This is a genomic window from Desulfoluna sp. CYM3A, assembly GCF_056829965.1.
In genome coordinates this window covers 4,940,141-4,960,666 of the sequence record NZ_CP186556.1, presented here as the reverse complement: position 1 = coordinate 4,960,666, position 20,526 = coordinate 4,940,141, and the positions used below count along the sequence as shown (strand labels likewise).

Sequence of the window (20,526 nt, the reverse complement as noted above, 5' to 3'; positions counted from 1 at the left end):
GTTATAGGGTCAGGGTCTGAGCTGTTTGTGCTTGTGGTATGTGTAAGTAAATACGGTAAGATAGTTACTTTGGAAGCAAAGCGGTTGTCAAGTAAAAAAACAAGTAACCATTCAGCATGCCTTCGGCGGAGCCCTGAAGGGATTGCTTATTATCTGTTTGGCAAATCGTTGGCCCCCGCCAGGGTTCGCCGGAGGCTTTTTTGAGCGGCATCGTTACAAAAACACGCCCTTTGGCAAAGGAAAATCAGGGTGTCTGTTCCTCGATGGCCTCAATGGCTTCCTCCACCGCCTCCCGGAGTGCATCGTCACAGGGGCCTTGGAGGATGGCGCGAAGGGTGGGCAGATGGGCGATATCGCAGGAGAGCCCGGCAATGTAGACAATGTCCCCCAAGGCGGCGGGATCCAGAGCGTCCCGGTGGGCCAGGAGGGCAGCGGCGGTTTCGGAGACGATAGCCGGGTGGGATTCGGCAAGCTCTTCCATTACCACCATGGCTCCCAGACGGACGGACCACTTCTCATGGGCCAGCAAGGTGTTGAGGGAGGCAAAGGGCTTTGCCGCACCGGCCACCATGGCTGTGACCCTGGCGGCCTCTCCCTCCTCCAGAAGGGCCCGGATGGCATCGGCGCTGAGCTCTTCGGGGGCACGGCCGGCAACCACCTCCATGGCCGAGGCCACATCAAACTGCCCGCTCCATCGCATGTCCCCGTCGTAAATCAGGGTGGGGGCGGCCTGAACGCCACGCTTTTCCGCCTCTTTGGGAAAGAGGCTTCCGTCGTACAGGGAGAGGTGGATATGGGGATTGGCCAGGGCCAGGGTGATGAGCTGTCGCGCGATGCGGGGGCAGTGGGGGCAGAACTCCGCCACAAAGAGATCCAGGGTGGCGGGGAGTGCCAGGCGCTCCAAGGGGGCGGCCTGGGACGAGGGAATCGCCTCGGGGGATCCTTTCAGGGCATAGAGGAGAAGGTCGAGCAGCTTTTCCCCGGGGAGGGTGAAGAACTTCAGGCCCTGTTTTGTTTCAAAGAAGGGCAGGGGGCCCTCGCTTTTTTTCAGGGTCAGCACGAGGCGCTCTCCAGCCGCATCGGCAAGGGACTGCCCGAAGCGTGTCATCTCGTTGCTTTCGGCATCGCCTGTGGTGTGGAGGGTCAGGGCCACAGGGGCGGAGAGGGCGGAGGCCCAGGAGCGGATGATGGGAGCGGTATCGGCCATGGCAATTGCTTCCTTTTCTAAGGCATCGGCGGAATCTGCGGAGCGCCTGTTTAGAGACACTTTTCCTGTAAGGGCCCTTTCCCGATGGGCGCTGCCGTAGCCTATGCCGCCTTCCCCATGTTGTCAACACTCGGGCGGCGCGGCGGCAGGGCCAACGCATTTAACAATTCAATGGCCTCCGGCGGGTCGCTTTTTGAAAAAAGCTCCGCAAAAACGTTTCGGTAATCAAGGCGCTATGCACGGTTGCTGTGTGCCCCAAAAAAAGAAACCCTGTTTGTCAAACTTTTCAAAAGTTTGGCCCCCGGCAGGGCCGCCGGAGGCAAAAATCTAAATGCGTTTGCCCTGGACGCGGCGGACCATACGATTTCGCATTGACAGGGGACGGAAGGGCGGTGTAGGCAGTTGAACGGTATAACGGAAAAAGAACAATGACCCCTGCCCGGATATTTCACGAGTCGAGTGCACCCATATTCAAGGCATCAGAGCTGCAGATGTAGTGGTTTACCTCAAGGCTCTGATAACGCAGAAGATGGGTGCACTCGGCTCGCCCGAAGGGTGAGAAAATCGTGAATTACATTTTGTATTTTTGAAATGTCTGATTTTTTCACAGCAACCATCTGTAATAATTTTGAATCATTGCAGGTAACCCGTTTTCTCATGAAATATCCGGGCCAGGCCCTTGAAAGATGAGGCATCACCATGGCTGAACAGGACGTACATCAAGAAAACGGGTACCCACCGGAGCCGGGGAATTCCGGGGACGGGTGGCCTCGAAGGGGAAAGGCCTTTCGCCGCGCAGCCCTTTGGGGCGGGCTCCTGGGCCTGATGCTTCTGGCCCCCATGGTGTTTCTCGTGGGAACCGGGGTCAAAATTGCCCGGGACCCCGATTTTGTGCCGGCCCCCAGGGCAGAGAAGGTGACGGTGGACCTTTTCCAGAAACCGGCACGGAGAGAGCCCGAGGCAAAGGCAGAGCCCCTGACGCCTGAGCCCCTTGACCACGGTATTGCCGCCATGCTGGCAGTCCCCTCGTCAACCGGTGGCCTTTCAGGCACCTACCCCTTTACCCTTCACGTCGGCTCCTTTCGCAACGCGGCCCGGGCCGCCGCCCAGGTGAGTGCCCTTCGGGAGCTGGGCGGGGCCGCCTTTTCCGCTTATGTGACGATTCCCGGCATGGGGGACTGGTACCGGGTGTTCTGCGGCAACTTTGCAAGCAGGGAGGAGGCTGAGGCCGCGCGGGAGACGCTCCTGGCCCAGGGGGGCTCGGAAGCCTCTCTGACGAAAAAAAGCGTGGCCCTTGCCGTGGAGGGCCCCCTGCCCGTCAGCGACGCCCTGGTTCTGGAGAGCCGTCTCCATTCCCTGGGTTTTTTTGCCTACGTCATGCCCCGCCCTCCGGCGGATGGCCGGGTGCAGGTCCTGGTGGGCGCCTTCCAGACGGAGAGCCGGGCCGGTGTGATGAGCAAGCGCCTGACCAAGGCGGGGTTTGAGGCCAGGGCCGTCAGGCGGTGACACAGAGAACCGTTCCAGAGGATACAACCAAAAAAGGCGCCTCACCCGCTTACGGGGGAGGCGCCTTTTTTATTGGGATGGTTCAAAAGACCGGAGCGCTTTTTAAAAAGTCACCACCTCGGCCTGTTTCACCATGGCTTTGAGTTTCTCTTCCCAGTCCTTGCCGCCGGTCTGGATGGCCAGCTCCACGGCCAGGTGGCGGGGAACGATGTCGAGGTCCTTGTTGCGGCCCAGGCCCTGGATGCAGGAGGGGCAGTTGGTGAGGATGGTTGTCTCACGGCCCTTGCCCAGGGTGCGCAGCTCGATCTCGTCATGCTTTCTCTGGAGCATGGCGTTGGTGATGTCCGGTCGGCTCATGGAGAGGGTCCCGCCTTCGGAGCAGCAGTGGGGCACGCTGTCCACGGAGTAGCCGGTAAACTCTTCGAGCATGCCTGCCGCGTCACCGTCCAGGGAGTCGTGGCAGGGGGCGTGGTAGAGGCAGCTGTTGCCCCCTTTGACCTCCAGGCCGTTTTCCAGGGCAAAGCGGCTCACGTCGGCAATGTTGCAGTCCAGGATCTCCGGGGCCTCAATCTCTTCCAGGGCCTCTCGGCAGGTTCCGCAGCTCACCACGCAGGCGTCGAATTCCACGTAGCTGATCATTTCGCGGATCTGGCTGAAGATTACCGAGTCCCGCAGGGTCATCTGGCTGTGCTGCACGCCCTTGGCGTTGACCTTGGCAGGAAAGCCGCAGCAGATATACGGGGGCGGCAGCACCACCCGGACCCCTGCGGAGAGCAGAATGTAGATGGCGGCCTTGGAGATGTCGGAAAAGAGCCGCTCGGACCCGCATCCCGGGAAGTAGAAGACAGACTGCTCCGCCTCCTCCGGCGGGTTGAGGATCATGGCCTGGTTGTTCCCGCACTTGGGCAAGATGTCCCGGAGGGTTCCCGCGGGTGGCCGGGGAACGGGAGACGCCAGGATCTCGGCTGCGTGGGTCCCGGACAGCACCTTGCGCATGGGGGCCATGTTCTTGAGCATCTGGTGGCCGGTGCGCTGAAGAGAGCCGCCCCAGGAGACCAGGCCCTTTCGGAAAAGGGCGTTGCCAAGGGGGTTACGGGTCTCCAGGTACGCCAGGGAGGCCCGGGTGGCCATGCGGGTCTTCTTGTACTTGCGGGAGACGAGGATCTCCCGTTCCATGAGGGAGACCTCGGCCGTGTCGATGTCCACCGGGCATGGCTTGAAGCACTTGTGGCACATGGTGCAGTGGTCGGCGATCTGCTCCAGCTGCTTGAGGAACTTGAAGCGCGTGGAGTGGGCACGCTGCACGTCGTAGAGGATGGCCTCGATGAGGGAGGCGATGGCCAGGTTCTTGTTCCGCGGGTGGTAGAACATGTTCTTGGCCGGGTAGAAGGTGCAGCAGTCGATCTTGCACTTTCCGCAGCGCACGCAGGTGGCGATTTTGGCCGCCAGGGTCTCCAGGGAGCCGTGCTGAAGGATACTTGCCTCCAGCTCCAGCAGGTTGAAGGAGGGGGTGTAGACCTTGGACTGGATGTTCGGGTCCGTAAGCTGTCCCGGGTTCATCACCCCTTTGGGGTCCACCTTTTTCCGGTAGGCGGCCAGGGCCTTGGCAAGGGACGGATCCAGGTACTTCATCTTGGTGATGCCGATGCCGTGTTCCCCGCTCACCACGCCCCCTAAGCGCACCGCCTCCTCCATGACGTCGTCGGCGGTTTTGGCGGCACGTTTCATCATCTCCATGTCGTTGGAGAAGACCGGGATGTTGACGTGCACGTTGCCGTCCCCTGCGTGCATGTGGGTGGCGATGATGATCTGGCGCGCCCTCACCTCGTTGAAGATGCGCTGGATGTCGCCGGTGATGCGCTTGTAGCCCCGGAAGAACTCCAGGAGCTCGGAGAGGAGCTGCCGGGCCTGGGCGCCGTCCTGAAGCATCTCCGTGGTGGCGTTGCGGATGGCAGAGAGGGCCTCGCTGCAGATTTCTCTGGCCTTGGGGATACGTGCCTCAAGCCATTCCGGGTCTTCGATGGGCTCGGCATGCTCCAGGTAGGCCAGGGTGGCGTTGAGGAAGTCCAGCTGGTTGTATCGGTTCTCTTCCAGGTTGTAGGTGTCCACAAACCGCGTAAAGGCCCCCAGCACATCCAGGGGAAGCACAATGTCCTCGTTGAGTTTGAAGGCGTTGGTGCGCCGCGCGATGGCTCCCAGCTTCTTCCGGTCTTTCCAGAAACGCTCGGCCTCGTCCTCGTCCCGTGCCACAAAGATCTCGGTGTTTTCGTAAGGGCCAAGCAGGTCCTGGAGGCGACGGGTCCCCCGGTCGATCTCCTCTTCGTTGTGGCCCACCATGTCGATGAGAAGGACCGCCTTGGGGCTCCCCTTACGGGTGGCCTTTACCTTGTAGTTGATGGCGAGCATGTACTCGTCGTCAAAGTGCTCCAGGGCGATGAGGGCCTCTTTGCCGCCGTTGTCGAACTCCTTGGAGATCTTGACGATGACATCGCTGGCCTCCTCCATGTCGTTGCCGAAAAATTCCAGGCAGAAGGTGGTCTTGTATTCAAAGGATGGGTAGAGGATGAACTCGGCGGAGGTGATGATGCCGTCGCAGCCCTCTTTCTGGATCCCGGGCAGACCCCCAAGGGCCTTGTTGGTGATGTCCTTGCCCAACCCTGTTTTTCGTATCTCCGTGCCGGAGAGGCTGACGGTCTTCTTGATCTGCCCCTCTTCGTCCCGCACGGAGAAGAGGACGGTGTCCTCGGGCAGGATTTTGCGCATGGGGTGATCTTCCCGGCGCACCTCCATGAGGCGGCCGCCGGGCATGGCAATGCGGTAAGAGACCAGGTTGTCGATGGCCGTCCCCCACATCACCGCCTTTTTCCCCCCTGCGTTTTCGGCGATGTTGCCGCCGATGGTGCAGGCCCAGGAGCTGGTGGGGTCGGTGGCAAAGACAAGGTTCTCCACCTCGGCGTAGCCCATGGCCGTCTGGGTGATGACCCCGGCCTCCAGTTCAAGGACCGGCATGGTGGACGCACCGGTGCCCGGAGCCGCGGGCAGGTGCTTGATGCCCCGGATGCGGTTGAGCTTTTCGGTGTTGATCATCACGCAGCCTTCGGTGACCGGTACGCTGCCCCCGGTGAGGCCCGTGCCCGCACCGCGGGGGATGATGGAGAGGCCGAGCCTCTCGATGGCTTTCACCAGGCGGGGAACCTGGGATTCCCGGGTGGGGCGCAGCACGGCCACGGCCAGGTGGCGCCGCCAGTCCGTGGCGTCCGTGGCGTGGCTGATGATGGAGAAGGGCTCGAAACAGACGTTGTGGCGTCCGATGATGGCCCCGAGCTCGCGCCTGATGCGTCGCCGCTGACGTCGGTGCCCCTTGAGGGTGTCGTTGAGGCCCTTCAGGGCTTTGCGGCAGCGTCCGGTGATCTCCAGAACCTCTTTTTGCTCCGCCATTTTTTCGATGATGGCCAAATCGTTGGCGGCGGTCTTCAGGAACAGGCGACGGCGGCTCCGGGACCCTGCGAGGTCGTCGAAGAGAAAGGGGTTGCGCTTCAGGATGAACAGGTCACCCATCAGGCGCATGAGCAGCTTGGCGGAGCGCCCGGTAATGCGTTTTCCCCGGAGTTCCTGGAGCTTGTTCCACACCTTGGCGTCAAAGAGGTAGGTGACGACGAGTTCGTCGTCGGCAGAGGTGTAGTTGTACGGTATTTCGCGGTAATTTTGTGCTTTCATCAGTTGTATTCCCGTGTCTTGTTGAACACAATGTCGGGGTTCTGTTCCATCACAAAGCCCAGTTGCCATTCGCTGGTGGTGAGGTAGGTGAGGTGGCCCTCGGAGTCCGTGGCAAGGCTGGCCACCTGGCTCTCCTTGAAGGCGTCCAGGCATTTTTTATCGTCGCTGTCCACCCAGCGCGCCACACCGATGCTGACGTGTTCGTAGGCGGCGTCCACGCTGTACTCGTTTTTCAGGCGGGCAATGGTGACCTCAAACTGCAGCTCACCCACGGCGCCTAAAATGTAATCGCTTCCGCGCAAGGGGCGGAAGACCTGCACCGCACCCTCTTCGGCAAGCTGCAGGAGCCCTTTCTGGAGCTGCTTGGTCTTCAGCGGGTTTTTCAGCAGCACCCGTTTGAAGTGCTCCGGTGCGAAACTGGGGATGCCTGTGAATTTCAAGGGCTCCTTGGTGGTGAAGGTATCCCCGATCTTGATGGTGCCGTGGTTGTGGATCCCGATGATGTCCCCGGGATAGGCCTCTTCCACGTTGGTGCGGTCCTGGGCCATGAAGATGGTGGCGTTGGCAATGGTGATGTCCTTGCCGATGCGGTGGTGCTTGACCTTCATGCCCCGGGTGAATTTGCCCGAGCAGATCCGGAAAAAGGCGATGCGGTCCCGGTGAGCCGGGTCCATGTTGGCCTGGATCTTGAAAACAAACCCGGAGAACTCCTCTTCGGAGGGGGTGACCTCACGGGTGACGGCCTTCCTGGGAATTGGCGTCGGGGCCATCTCCACAAAGGCGTCCAAGAGCTCCTGCACACCGAAGTTGTTGATGGCACTGCCGAAGAAGACCGGGGTCTGGGTTCCCTTGAGGTAAAGCTCCAGCTCAAAGGGGTCGGCGGCGCCTTCGATGAGCTCAATGTCGTCCCGAAGGTCATCGGCCTGGCTTCCCAGGAGCTCGTCGAGCTTGGGGTCGGACAGGTCCTGGATGTGGATGCCGTCCTTGGCCAGGGTCTCTTTCTCCGGGGAAAAGAGGTGGATCTCTTTTTTATAAAGGTTGTAGACCCCTTTGAACTGCTTGCCCATGCCGATGGGCCAGGTGGTCGGCCACAGCGTACTCGATCTGCAGCTTCTCTTCAATATCAGCCAGGATGTCCAGGGGCTCCATGCCGTCCCGGTCAAGCTTGTTGATGAAGGTCATGATGGGGGTGTTGCGCATGCGGCACACCTCCATGAGCTTTTCGGTCTGGGTCTCCACGCCCTTGGCGCTGTCGATGATCATCATGGCGCTGTCCACGGCGGTGAGGACCCGGTAGGTGTCCTCGGAAAAGTCCTTGTGACCGGGGGTGTCCAGCAGGTTGACGTCGTAGTCCCGATAGTTGAACTTCATCACCGAGCTGGTGACGGAGATGCCCCTCTCCTGCTCGATGGCCATCCAGTCACTGGTGGCGTGGCGGTCTGTCTTGCGGGACTTGACGGCCCCGGCCTGCTGAATGGCCCCCCCGAAGAGAAGGAGTTTTTCCGTTAAGGTTGTTTTACCTGCGTCGGGGTGGCTGATGATACCGAAGGTTCGGCGCTTGCTGATCTCCCGGGTGAGGGGAGTGTTTTTTTCAAAAGACATGCTGTTTGTCATACCTGAATATATAAAAAAATCATGAAAAGCGCCTCCCCGGATTCCGGGTGACGCGAAGGGAGCCGAAGGGGTGACGAAGGCGGTGTCAACAGCACCGAAGTGGTGGCTTTACGGGGAGATGCTGGGTGTTGTTGATGTTTTCCGCAATCGTCGCGTTGCTTTTGACCGATTTGTATCAAATATCCCGTTTTTTTCTGTACGGTACACACGGCAAAACAACCGGTGAAAACCATTCTAAATAAGCTATTTCACATTCTTTTTCAAGGGATTTCAAGGGAATTGACGCGGCTCTGGGTTTTTCGCTGGGGGGAGGTGCCGGAAAAAAGAGCCAAGACGACGGTGGGAAGGCGGGAGAGGGCGTCGTCTGGGTGGGAGGCTCATTTCCGGTGGGATTGCAAAAAAGGTGGGGACCACCTACGCATGGTTTGGTGGTGGGAAAGGGTTGCGTAGATGGCCCCCGGCAGAAGGCTAAAGTAAGGTGTCGGGGGTAAAGCTATCAATTTTTAGTGGACCGTGTGGGTGCTGATGGAATAATCGAATTCATTTTTTAAAATGGTCAGCACAAGCTCAATGGCGTCTTCGTCGATGATGTGTCCGGTCCATCCCATGCTGTTTAGCTGGTGGTTGATGAAACCCACCGTGAATGTTCCCCCGTCCTGGAGGATGCAAAAAACATCTTTGACCAGTCTGTTGACCTCCGAGGGGCCGAGCCCCTTATCCGACAGGTGCCAGAAGAGGGAGGTGCAGACATCGATGGTGGTTTGATTTTGTTCGTGCATGGTACCCATTCCTTGAATGGTTGCGACATCATCCGTCGTTGTCTTGCCTGAATAGAAATGCAGGGAGCGTGCCGGATATGCCGTGGAATGGGCTTTTTTTTGTGATTTCTTGGTCGGGAGATGAAACTGCCCGGAAACACAGGGGGAAACGATCGGCCGAGAGTGAAGGGCCTTTTCAGGCCGCCTCTGCCGGTGTGGCGTGCACGGTGGCAAGGGGCCGCTTAAGTGGATGGGGGATGTTCACAAAAGTGAATAGATGGTTTGGATTGTGGCCGGAGAGGCCCTGTAATCGGGGCTCTCCGTCGTCTGGTCCGTCCGTTATTCAAGGGGGGCGGACGGGCAGGCATCGTCTTTATCCGGCTCTGCGGTGGACCAGCCGAGTCGGGAGATGCCGTATTTCTTCATCAGGGTGTACAAACGGGTCCGCCCCAGCCCGGAGACCTGGCAGGCCTCTTTGATGTTTCCACGGGTGACCCGCATGAGGTGCTTGAGATAGGCCTGGTCCGCCTGGGTGAGCACCTCTTCCCGGGAAGGCATCTCGTGGGCCTGTGACGGAAGCGTCGGGGAGGGGGCAGGGGAGAGCAGCGGGGGAACCGCGGTGAGCCCTTCGGGTTTTTTCTCGACCTGGTACGCGGTGGTGGCCTGCGGGGGCATATCTCCCGCCAGGTTGGCCCGGGCCACGTGGACCCGGATGGCGTCGGGCAGGTGCATGGGAAAGAGGATGGGCTCTTCCCCTGCTTTGCTGATGGCCCCTTCCAGGGTGTTGACCAGCTCCCGGATGTTACCGGGCCAGCTGTAGGCGCAGAGTACCTGGAAAAAATCCGGGGAGAAGCCCTTGGGCTCGATGCCGAAGTTCCGGCAGATGGCCCCGGTGTGGTAGAGGATGATGGCCTGGATGTCCTCGGGGTGCATGCGCAAAGGGGGCAGCTCAATGGCCACGGTGCGGAGCCGGTAGAGGAGATCGTTTCTAAAGGTGCCTTCGGCCACCATCTTGTCCAGGTCCCGGTTGGTGGCCGCCACCAGCCGGAAATCACTTTTCTGCTCGATGCGGCTCCCCACCGGGCGGTAGCACTTCTCCTGAAGGACCCTTAAGAACACCTTTTGAAGGGGCAGGTCCATTTCCCCCACCTCATCCAAGAAGAGGGTGCCTCCGTCGGCCTGCTTCACCAGGCCTTCCGATGTTTTTTCAGCCCCGGTAAAGGCGCCCTTTTCATGGCCGAACAGGGCGCTCTCCTTTAAGGTTTCGGGCAGGGCCGCGCAGTCCACCACCACAAAGCGGTTCTCTTTGCGCTTGCTGTTGTTGTGGACGGCCCGTGCAAAGAGCTCCTTGCCGGTTCCTGTCTCGCCGGTGATGAGTACGCTGGCGTTGTTTCGGGCGGCATGGGCCAGGGTGGTGAGGCAGTCGTGGATCACGGGGCTGCTGCCGATGATCCCCTGGCTGTCCACGGGGTCCTCCTTAACCGAAGAGGCCTTGAGGTTCTCCCGGTACTGGAGGGCCCGGCTCAGGGTGAGGGTAATCTCTTTTAAGTTGAAGGGCTTCTGGAGGTAGTCCCAGGCCCCGTTTTTGATGGCCATTTCCGCGCCGTCGGCATCGCCGGCACCGGTGATGATCACCACCTCGGGCTCTCCCGGGGTGCTGCGGATGCGGCGCACCAGTTCCAGGCCGCTTCCGTCGGGAAGGCCGACGTCGAGGAAGACGAGATCAAAGGCTGCGCTCTCCAGTTGCTGCAATCCCTCGGTGAGGGTCTGCCGGGACATGGAGCGGTGGCCTTCCCTTCGGATGAAGGCTTCAAGGATTTCACAGATCTGTTGGTCGTCGTCGATGATGAGGATGGTGGCCATGGGCAATGCATTCTCCCCGAATCAGAAGATGGCGTTGGTGAAGAGTGACGGCGGCGCAAACGGTGTGGGCGTGAACCACAGGGGGCAGGGCCGAAAGACACTTGAAATACAAGCTGATTCTCGGTCTTTGTTTCGAAGCCCATCGCCGTCTGTCACGTCGGGTGCTTCGGATTTATTGTGGGTATATAACAATCTATATAACAAATTTTATCAACTCTGCAATCACTTATCAATGGAGGGATCGCCGCAACGGGCCGTGTTTCCCGGGGCGGTGAACATCTTCCCTTCTGAAGCCGTGCCCCTTTGGTGAGGGCCGACGGAAAAGGCGCCGTGCCTTCCGTCGGCCCCGACGGTTATCGGGTCAGGTGCCGGTACTTGATCCGATGGGGCTGGTCCGCGTCGATGCCCAGGCGCTTCTTGCGGTCCTCTTCGTACTCGGAGTAGTTGCCGTCGAACCAGACCACCTGGCTGTCCCCTTCAAAGGCGAGGATGTGGGTGACGATTCGGTCCAGGAACCAGCGGTCGTGGCTGATGACCACGGCGCAGCCCGCAAAGTTCTCCAGGGCCTCTTCCAGGGCTCGCATGGTGTTGACGTCCAGGTCGTTGGTGGGTTCGTCAAGGAGAAGGACGTTGGCGCCTTCCTTGAGCATGCAGGCCAGGTGCACGCGGTTTCGCATGCCGCCGGAAAGGGCGCCCACCTTTTTCTGCTGGTCGGAACCGGAGAAATTGAAGCGGGAGACGTAGCCATGCCGTTGACCTCGCGGTTGCCCAAAGAGATGGTGTCCTGACCCCCTGAGATGACCTCCCAGATGCTCTTGTCCCCGTCCAGGCTGTCCCGGCTCTGGTCCACGTAGGCCAGCTTCACGGAGCTGCCGATGTTGATGGTGCCGTCGTCCGGGGTGTCCTGGCCGGTGAGCATGCGGAAGAGGGTGGTCTTGCCCGCGCCGTTGGGGCCGATGACCCCCACGATGCCGCCGGGGGGGAGCATGAAATTCATGTTCTCCACCAGAAGCTTTTCACCGTAAGCCTTGGCCACCTTGTCGGCCTCGATGACCATGTTGCCGAGGCGGGGTCCGGGGGGAATGAAGATCTCCATCTCCTGCTCACGCTGCTTGGTGTCCTCGTTGAGGAGCTTTTCGTAGGCGGTGATACGGGATTTGGATTTGGCGTGCCGTCCCTTGGGGCTCATGCCGATCCACTCCAGCTCCCGGGCGAGGGTCTTCTGGCGGTTGCTCTCCTGCTTCTCTTCCTGGGCCAGGCGCTTGCCCTTCTGGTCCAGCCAGGAGGAGTAGTTTCCTTTCCAGGGAATGCCTTCGCCACGGTCCAGTTCCAGAATCCAGCCCGCCACGTTGTCCAGGAAGTAGCGGTCGTGGGTTACGGCAATGACGGTGCCTGCATAGCGCTGGAGATGCTGTTCCAGCCAGCCCACGGTCTCGGCATCCAGGTGGTTGGTGGGTTCGTCAAGGAGAAGGATGTCGGGCTTTTGGAGCAGCAGGCGGCACAGGGCCACGCGGCGCTTTTCACCCCCGGAGAGCACACTGACCTTGGCGTCGGCGGGCGGGCACCTCAGGGCGTCCATGGCCATCTCCAGGCGGGAGTCCAGGTCCCAGGCGTCCAGGTGGTCCAGTTTTTCCTGCACCACGCCCTGGCGGGCAATGAGCTTGTCCATGGCGTCATCGTCCATGGGCTCGGCAAATTTTTCGCTGATCTCATCGTACTCCTTCATGAGATCCACCACTTCCTGAACGCCCTCCTTGACCACTTCGATGACCGTGCGGTCTTCGTCCAGCAGGGGCTCCTGCTCCAGGTACCCGATGGAAAAGCCGTCGGACAGGATGGTCTGGCCGTCGAATTCGGTGTCCACCCCTGCCAGGATACGCAGCAGGGAGGATTTCCCGGAGCCGTTGAGGCCCAGGACGCCGATCTTGGCCCCATAGAAATAGGAGAGAGAGATGTTTTTGAGCACCGGTTTTTTATCGTAGTATTTGCTCACACGGATCATCGAGTAGATGACCTTGTTGCCTTCATTTGACATGGAATCACTCCTTGGGTGGCGAGGCGGGGGCCCGTTATGGATAAAAAACGGGGTGGTCCCGGCCCTTGTGTTCAGATGGCGCGTCGTTAAAGATACCGCGCGTGCGTGGCCCCTTTTCTGCCGCATAACCGAGGTAACCTACCAGACTCCTTCGAAACTCGCAAGTATCTGGTGCGCAAAGGGGCCCGGCTTTCCGGGGGGCTGGCTCATTTTCCGGGCTGACGGGGCAACGGCGGGGGGGGAAAATGCCGGGATGGGGCGATGAAGGTGAAAGGTTCAGACAGGTTGTCGGTGGGATGTGTGGGGGCCCAAAGGGGCTTGCGCCCCCCGGGCCCGGAAGGCGGGGTACGGACGCCACGTAGCGCGTCCGTCGGTGCCGTAGATTATCAGCGTGTCACAACGGCTTATCTCACCAGCCAGCGGATGACGCGGCCCACCATGGTGAAGAGGTCCGGGTCGCTGTGGCGCAGGGTGGCCCCGTAGGTGTCGAAGCCTCCGCCGCCGTGGACCGTGGTGGCCCGCCTGACCTTGATGTCCTCCCGGGCGTCCATTTTTCGCTTCATGGCCTCGCGCTGGTCGTTGTACATCTGCCCGCCGGCTTTGACCCATTCCAGAAGATGCCGGAGTTCTCCACCGTCCAGCCAGAGCCCGTGGTCGGGGCAGCGGTCGATGATCACACCGCTTCGCTGTCCGAAGTTGACGCGGTTCATCACCGTCTCGCACACCGGGCACTTGATGTAGGAGATGCCGTACTCGTCGTGGCGCTGCAGGGCGTAGAGCTCTTTGAGCTTTTTGTGGTTGACGTGGCTCACGTTTTTCACCGTGGCCTTGATGAGGGCTTCGAGCTCACCGGCATCAAAGAACATGCCCATGCACGTTTCGCAGCGCTCGATGAGAAAGGTGCCGCCGATCTTGAGGTCGATGGTCTTCATGGCCTTCTCACACCTCGGGCAGATGCGCTCTTTTTCAGGGGCCACCTCGGTGTACTCGTGGATGCCGGACAGGTCGGTGTCGTTTCGGGTGCCGCAGTAACTGCAGACAATGGTGTCCGCAGGGATGGGGGCTGAACAGTTTTTGCAATTGGCCATAGGTCAAACTCTGTGGGGTGATGAGGATGTCAACCAGTGGGGGCAGTACTTTCGCTTGCCTCCGGCGGGGCGCTTGAAAAAAAGCCCCGCAAAACATGTTCCGATTGGTGCCGAAGCCCTTGGGCGAAGGCGGATGAAACCTCTGGCCCCCGGCAGGGCGCCGGGGGCGTGTTGATCTATCAAGGCAGCGGGGGAGGCCCGTCTTCCAGGAGGAGCCTGAGCTCCTGGAGATCGGTGGCCTTTTCCCATCCTTCCATGCCCTTGCGCCAGACCAGGGTCTCTTTGGTGATGGCCTTGTCCCGGATCATCTCGTGGACGATCTTGGGGGAAAATGGACCCTTTTGCTCTCCGCCGATGCCCAGGTAATACGAGATGGCTTCCTGGGGGGGCAAGGGGGGCGGTACGGCAGCGCCGGAAGAGGTGGGGGCCGCCGCAGGCTGACTGGCCTGGGCTGCCTGGTCGGCCATGGTTCGGGTCATCTGGTTGGCCATGGCAAACCCCATGCCCATGCCCACCCCTGCCGAGGCATCCCCCGAGGGGTTTTCCGCGGCTTTTTCCAGGGCGTTGGCGGCCTGGAATTTGGTGTAGGCGTCCAGGTCCCCCACGATGCCCATGCTGGTGCGCTTGTCCAGGGCCTCTTCCACGGCCTTGGGCAGGGCGATGTTTTCGATGAGGAGCTTGGTGAGGTCCAGGCCGTAGGCGGAAAACTCTCCGGCAAGCTTGGCGGTGACCCAGGCCGAGAGCTCGTTGTAGTTGGCCGCCAGGTCCAGGACCGGGATCTTGCTTTCGGCCAGGAGGTCGGCAAAGCGGGTGATGACCATGCTGGTGAGCTGGCCGGTGATCTCCTCCACGGTGAAGTGCCCCTCGGTGCCGGCGATCTCCGTGATGAAGGCCTTGGGGTCTGCGACACGGACCACGTAGGTGCCGAAGGAGCGAAGGCGCACCGGCCCGAACTCGGGATCCCGCAGGGTGATGGGTTTTTTTGTTCCCCACTTGATGTCCGTGAAGTTTCGGGTGCTTAAGAAGTAGACCTCGGCTTTAAAGGGGCTGTCAAAGCCGTGGTACCACTTTTGGAGGGTGGTGAGGACGGGCAGGTTGCGGGTGGTGAGGCTGTAGAGCCCCGGCCCGAAGACATCGGCGATGCGGCCTTCGCTGACAAAGACCGCGGCCTGGGACTCCCGGACGGTGAGTTTGGCCCCGTACTTGATCTCGTTCTGGTACCGCGGGAACCGCCACACCATGGTGTCCCCGGAGTCGTCCAACCAGTCGATGACATCGACCAGTTCACCTTTCAGCTTGTCCCAAAGAGCCATGTGGGTCCTCCTTCCTCGTGATGGGGCCGTCATGCGGCCGGTTACGGAACCGGGAACGTGTGTGCCTTATTCCTTATGTCGGATAAAGGCGCATCGGACTTTAAACGTGCCGTAACTATTCAGCTTATGTTTGCCTCCGGCGGCCCTGCCGGGGGCCAAACTTTTGAAACGTTTGACAAACAGGTCTTGACGGCTTTGGCATGAATTTCAGCGATTTTGACTGTTCTAATCTTTTTGCGGAGAACTTTTTTAAAAAAAGCGACCCGCCGGAGGCAAGCTGAATAGTTACAACGTGCCTCCGGTTGTGTCCGGCCGGAGGCACGTGGTGTCGAGCGTCTGGCTATTCCACGGAAAAATCGGTCTGGGCCAGCAGGGTCCCGTCTTCGGCCAGGATTTCCACTCGCCAGGGCGCAGGAAGGGAAGGGCTCATGGCCTTGGAACTCCAGGTTCGCCAGGACGCGGAGGCGCCGATGGTCAGGGGCACCTCGGCCACGCGCTGACCGTCACGGTACCAGACATGGGTGATGGTGGTGGGCTCGGGCGAGACAATGCGGCTGTGGCAGAAGAGGCGCGGGGTGTCCGTGGAGAAGAGGGTACCGGTCTCAACGGGCTCACGCTCCACAATGTCTGTTGCGATGACCATCTCCGAGACACTCACAAGGATCGGGATGTTTTGCTCTTCGGCAGGTTCCATGTCCGCTGCGGTTTCAAGGTCCTCGGAGGTCATGGGCTCCGGGGGCAGGGGGACTGCCTCGGCCTCAACGTCGGCTTCAACGGCCGTGGGCTGAGGGGTTGTGTCGGACTGGGCCGTGAAAATCACCTCGCCTGGGTTGGCGTCGTCCAGGGTGGGGGCGGCGGAGGCAAACGATCCGACAAAACACAGGGAAAAAACGGCAATGAGAAGCGGTGCAAACAATTTCAACATGTTTCTTTCCTTTCGACTGGGATGCCAGGGGATGTTACCCCGAGGCATCGGGTTCTTATGGAGCGAAGGTTGCCTTATAGTAATCTTCGTGAAACCCCACCATAATCCGGTCTTTCAACCTGAGGGTGGGGGCGCGCAGGTTTCCGGACGGCCCCATGGCCGCCTTGAGTATGGCCTCTTTGTTCTCGTCGCTGGCCTTCCATTCCGTCACCTTTTTTCCCCGGGCCGTGATTACCAGGGGGCGTGATGAGAGGATGGCCCAGGCCGCATCGGCGTCAATGCGCTCTTTTCGCGCATCCACGACCTCTTTGGGGGCGAGGTTGAGGGGCCCAAGAAACTCCTGGGTCTTGGTACAGGACGTTCAGCCTTTTCGAAGGTATGCCCATTCAATCATGATATGCTCCTTAACGTGATGGTTGGGTGTGACATGTGTGGGAGACCCACAGGGTGCCGGAGCAGGAATCCCCGGCGGAAGAGGGGGAGGGGAAAGCCCTCGGCAGGAGGGCTTTCCCGAAATGAAACGGATTACCGCTGTGCTATCCGCAGCATTTTTTGAACTTTTTGCCGCTGCCGCAGGGGCAGGGATCGTTGCGGCCCACCTTGGGGCCCTGGCGGACGACCGTTTCGGGGACAACGCCCACGCCGTCGTCAAAGTACCAGGCACCGTCGACCTTCACGAAGCTTGCCAGCTCGTGGTGGCGAGCCTTTTCGCCTTTGACGGCGTAGTTGGCGATGAATTCCACCTGGCCGGTTTCGTCGCCTTCGCCGCCCTTGTCGGTGCGAACCACCTCCAGGTTGAACCACTCGGATTCGCCACCAGTCGAGTTCTGGCGTTCGTCATGGGTGTGTCGCTTGTCGGGGTGGATGGACTCCTTCAGGAAATCGGTCTCCACCTTGGCATAGGCGGTGTATCGGGCGCGCATGAGCTGCTCTGCCGTTTCAGCGGCTTTTTCGCCTCTGATAATGGGTCCGCAACAGGTATCGTAAGCCGCATCAAGTCCGCATGGGCATGGTTCCATGAATTTACTCCTTCAAGTCTGTATCGTTGCTTCGTCTTTTTGGCCCTTGTGCATGGGCCGGATCATCACAGGTTATCCTCGTGAGGTCCTATATAAATAAAATGACGCATAAAGTAAACGCCCAGCATTATACGGGAGAACCGGCAACGGGCCCCTCCCGGTGCTCGGGAATCTCTTCCAGTGTGGTGACGATGGGGTCCCTCATGATCGCCTTCTTGGCCTCGGCTGCGGCGGCCGCTGCCTGGGGGAAGACCGCGGAGAGGGCCGCAATGTGGTGCAGGTTGTCGGCGGTGCGCAGAACCAGCCTGGAGAGGTCCCCCTCCTGAAGGCCCGAGAACCTCACCACATCGTTCCACGGGGTGCCTGCTGCCCAGAGGTACAGGGTGGCTGCCGGGTGGAGGTAGAGAAAGGGGACGTTAAATCCCCAGTCCAGCATCTCCCGGGCAAAGGGGGTGAGCCCCTTTCTGATGGTGAGGAAGGTGTGGATGAGCTTCTTGGGCAGAGCGCTCCGGTCGATGCTCTCGTCGTCCCGTTCCCGCTCGTTCACAAAGGAGGCCACCATGGCCGTCATGAGGGCCGGGTCCTCGGGGAAGAGCTTCAGGCGGAAACACTCCCCCACCAGAAGGGGCGAGTCGATGCGCAGGCGGGAAGCCCACTCGCCGTCGGCGGTGAGGCGGTTGTCGTCGTCCACAAATCCCTTGAACTTCAAAAACTCCAGGTGAAGGGTGAAATCCTCCCAGAGGCGCCTGTTGTTTCGGCCTCTGCCCCGTTTTTTCTCCAGCAGGAAGGAGGCAAATGATTTGTCCAGGAGCCCTTCGATCTGGTGGGGGCTGTGGGAGAGCAACAGGTTCAGCACCATGGAGAAGTTGATGCGAATCTGGCTCTCCACGCGCTCGGGGGCCTGGTTGGTGAGGCGCGCCAGGTGCCGGAGGTCGTTGAACTTGCCGGGCAGGATCACGGCAAAACCCACTTGTCCTTGCCACGCCTGCCGGCACGGCCCGTCATCTGGTTGTACTCCGAGGAGGACAAGGGCATGAACTCCACGCCGTTGTAACGGTCCGAGTTCATGATCACCACACTCCGGGCGGGGAAGTTTACCCCGGCTGCCACGGTGCTGGTGGCGAACATGGCGTCTAAGAGCCCTTCGTTCATGAGGGTCTCGATGACGATCTTCCACCCCGGGAGCTGCCCGCTGTGGTGGGCGCCCACGGCCAGGTGCTCCAAATGATAGCGCTGCTTGTGGCGGCTGAGATGGGGGTGGGCCGTCAGGATCTCGTCCACACGCTGGGAGAGAAGGTCGGCACGGGCCGGGTCCCCGGCCAGGATCTCTCCGGAGCAGAGCTCCAGGGCTCCGTTGCAGTCGGCCCGGGACTTCATGAAGAAGATGGCGGGGAGCAGCCGGTATTTTTTCAGCACCTTCATGATCTCGCCCATGGGGGGCAACCGGTTGGGGGGCGCCAGAATGGGGGGATTGTCCTGATTGACGTAGGAGTTGACCTTTTTGTACAGCCCCACGCTTCCCTTGCCCCCTTTTTGGCTCACCAGGGGAAAGAGGGTGCCCGAGGGGTGGAAAAACAGGGGGTGCAGGGGCACGCTGCGCTTGGTCTCTTCGATGACCTGAACCTCCCGGCCCCTTAAGTCGGTGAGCCAGTCCGCGATCTGGCGGGCATTGCCCACGGTGGCCGAGAGCAACAGCAGGGGAATCCGCGAGGGCAGGTAGATCATCACCTCTTCCCAGACCACGCCGCGGTCGGCGTCCCCCAGGTAGTGGGCTTCGTCCATGACCACCAGGTCGGTGGTAAGGTCCCGGCCGGTGTGCATGGCATCGTAGAGCTGGTTCCTCAGGATCTCGGTGGTGCCCACGATAATGGGGGCGTCCGGGTTGTCCTTGATGTCCCCCGTGAGGATCCCCACGCTCCCTTTGCCGAAGAGATCGCAGAAACGGCTGAAGATGGTGTTGGTCAGGGCCTTTAAGGGCGTGGCGTACCAGCACCGCTCTCCCCGCTCCAGGGCTCCCATGATGACTTGCTCGGCAATCCAGGTTTTTCCCGACCCCGTGGGGGCCGTCACCAGGCAATCCCCATGACGAACCGCCTCCACCGCTTCCAGCTGAAATCGGTCCGGAGAAAAAGGACGGGCCTCCGGGGTGCCTATCTGCTCAAAAATGGGTTTCAGCCGCTCATCGGAGCCGGCCTTGATGGTGGGTGCGAATTTTTTTCTGGGCGGCCGTCGGTGTCTCCGGCGCTTGGGGTGGGGACTGCGTCTGTGGTAATTCTGTGTCATAGGGTGAGGTCTCTAACCAGCCATAGGCTATGGATACAACGTTTATCATGGATGGCACGCCCGAAGCGTCGGACCATGTCCGGTTGCGGGCGGCGCTCAAGTCATTTGTTTGCGTATTTTTTATCAACAGCCCACTTTATCATATCCGGCCGCGTTCTGTACCACCAAAAGTCCCTTGTCATATCCCGGGCAGTTCAGAAAGAGGCAACGTTTGCCGATACCTAAAAATAGAAGAGGGGAGGCCCTTGTGTCGGTAAAGGGCTGGTCGTGCGAACGCAAACCGTCTGGAGTGCCTTGTGAAACGTGTGTTGCCTGCCTTGGTTGTTCTGTGTCTTTTCAGCGCATGTACCCAAAAACGCTTTGCCTTTGAATACGCCGGGGAGCCTGTACCAGGGCCCGGCGGGCCCTGTCGTGTGCATGTGGCACAGGAAGGAGATGGGCAGCCCGGGTTTCGGGTGAAGGCGGTGCGGCTTGTGCCGGAACGGGTGGTCAAAACCCGGGTGGAAGCCAGGGGGGTGACCCGCCTGGAGATATACGGGTACGAGCCCGACGCCCGGCTGATCCTGGGCAGCGCCCTCTCCACCGTGGCAGGGGTTGTGGTGACCCCGGCCATGTGCGTGGACACCGGCTGGGGAGAACCCGACGGGGAGGAGGCCATGCGGCAGCGGGTTGTGGACAGCCACCTGCGCTCCTGGCTTTTCATGGGGTACCTGTGGGCTCCGGTGGACTATGATGTCGTGGATCGGCGCCGGATCCATGAAGAGACCGGAACCGTCCGCGAACAAAAGGTCTGGAGGAACATCCGGGTGACCGTCATGGACGATCAGGGGCGCTCGGTGGAGACCCTGGCCCTGGGAGACGGCCTCTATCGCCCGGACGTCACCGATGCCCTCCTCGAATCGCGAACCCTGTATGTGAGCGCCTCCTGCGAGGGTGCCTCCGATGCCCAGACCCTGGACCTGCTCCCCTGGTACCGAAAGCGGTACGGCCTCACCCAGAAGGAAGCCTCTGCCTTCGGCCGGCTGGAACCCGACCATCGCCCCTATCTCTTGAAACTCCCCCCGGAGCTGCGCGCCGATTTTCTCGCTTTTTCTTCACCGGAGCGAAACAGGTTTACAGAGCTGCTTCCCCTGGCAGCAATCCAGAATCGCGGGGCGGTGAATGCAGCCCTGACCGCTGCTGTCGAAGGAGCCTCTCA

At 60.5% G+C, this 20,526-nt stretch carries 11 protein-coding genes and 3 pseudogenes; 1 reads left to right on the top strand and 13 read right to left on the bottom strand.

Annotation, left to right across the window (positions count from 1 at the left end; genetic code table 11):
- Positions 1-244: 244 nt before the first annotated feature.
- Positions 245-1,207: a thioredoxin family protein gene (locus tag ACOYW1_RS25080; protein WP_482420200.1), complete on the bottom strand. Its 963-nt coding sequence runs from the start codon at positions 1,205-1,207 to the stop codon at positions 245-247.
- A 699-nt stretch (positions 1,208-1,906) separates the two neighbouring features.
- Here ACOYW1_RS25080 and ACOYW1_RS25075 point away from each other — a divergent pair.
- Positions 1,907-2,713 (top strand): SPOR domain-containing protein, encoded by an 807-nt coding sequence (locus ACOYW1_RS25075; protein WP_482420199.1) that lies wholly within the window; start codon positions 1,907-1,909, stop codon positions 2,711-2,713.
- Positions 2,714-2,815: 102 nt separating this feature from the next.
- Here ACOYW1_RS25075 and ACOYW1_RS25070 read toward each other — a convergent pair whose 3' ends face one another.
- The 12 genes and pseudogenes from ACOYW1_RS25070 to ACOYW1_RS25015 all read right to left on the bottom strand — a co-directional run bounded on the left by ACOYW1_RS25070 (position 2,816) and on the right by ACOYW1_RS25015 (position 19,328).
- The gene (locus ACOYW1_RS25070; RefSeq protein WP_482418256.1) at positions 2,816-6,430 is read right to left on the bottom strand and encodes a DUF3683 domain-containing protein; all 3,615 of its coding nucleotides are present in this window, start codon (positions 6,428-6,430) and stop codon (positions 2,816-2,818) included.
- A pseudogene (locus ACOYW1_RS25065) lies at positions 6,430-8,044 on the bottom strand (peptide chain release factor 3). Before ACOYW1_RS25065 ends, ACOYW1_RS25070 begins: the two are co-directional and overlap by 1 nt.
- 503 nt (positions 8,045-8,547) lie before the next feature.
- Positions 8,548-8,823 carry a hypothetical protein gene (locus ACOYW1_RS25060; protein WP_180142278.1) on the bottom strand — a complete coding sequence of 92 codons (276 nt, stop codon included), beginning with the start codon at positions 8,821-8,823 and terminating at the stop codon, positions 8,548-8,550.
- 318 nt (positions 8,824-9,141) lie between these two features.
- Positions 9,142-10,665 carry a sigma-54-dependent transcriptional regulator gene (locus tag ACOYW1_RS25055; protein ID WP_482420198.1) on the bottom strand — a complete coding sequence of 508 codons (1,524 nt, stop codon included), beginning with the start codon at positions 10,663-10,665 and terminating at the stop codon, positions 9,142-9,144.
- Positions 10,666-11,018: 353 nt separating this feature from the next.
- Positions 11,019-12,700: pseudogene (gene ettA, locus ACOYW1_RS25050) on the bottom strand (energy-dependent translational throttle protein EttA).
- A gap of 404 nt (positions 12,701-13,104) precedes the next feature.
- Complete coding sequence (locus ACOYW1_RS25045) at positions 13,105-13,788, bottom strand: zf-TFIIB domain-containing protein (RefSeq protein WP_482420197.1); 684 nt, start codon at positions 13,786-13,788, stop codon at positions 13,105-13,107.
- 179 nt (positions 13,789-13,967) lie between these two features.
- Entirely contained in the window at positions 13,968-15,101 is a 1,134-nt protein-coding gene (locus tag ACOYW1_RS25040; protein WP_482418253.1) for an SPFH domain-containing protein, read from the bottom strand.
- Between the two features lie 340 nt (positions 15,102-15,441).
- Positions 15,442-16,026 (bottom strand): DUF2914 domain-containing protein, encoded by a 585-nt coding sequence (locus ACOYW1_RS25035; protein ID WP_482418252.1) that lies wholly within the window; start codon positions 16,024-16,026, stop codon positions 15,442-15,444.
- Positions 16,027-16,081: 55 nt separating this feature from the next.
- Positions 16,082-16,375, bottom strand: a pseudogene (locus ACOYW1_RS25030) (ArsC family (seleno)protein); the annotation flags it as partial.
- Between the two features lie 187 nt (positions 16,376-16,562).
- On the bottom strand, positions 16,563-17,045 hold the full coding sequence (locus ACOYW1_RS25025; RefSeq protein ID WP_482420196.1) for a YchJ family protein: 483 nt from the start codon (positions 17,043-17,045) through the stop codon (positions 16,563-16,565).
- 127 nt (positions 17,046-17,172) lie between these two features.
- Entirely contained in the window at positions 17,173-18,015 is an 843-nt protein-coding gene (locus tag ACOYW1_RS25020; protein ID WP_482420195.1) for a hypothetical protein, read from the bottom strand.
- Complete coding sequence (locus ACOYW1_RS25015; protein WP_482420194.1) at positions 18,000-19,328, bottom strand: DEAD/DEAH box helicase; 1,329 nt, start codon at positions 19,326-19,328, stop codon at positions 18,000-18,002. Before ACOYW1_RS25015 ends, ACOYW1_RS25020 begins: the two co-directional genes overlap by 16 nt.
- Positions 19,329-20,526: the final 1,198 nt, after the last annotated feature.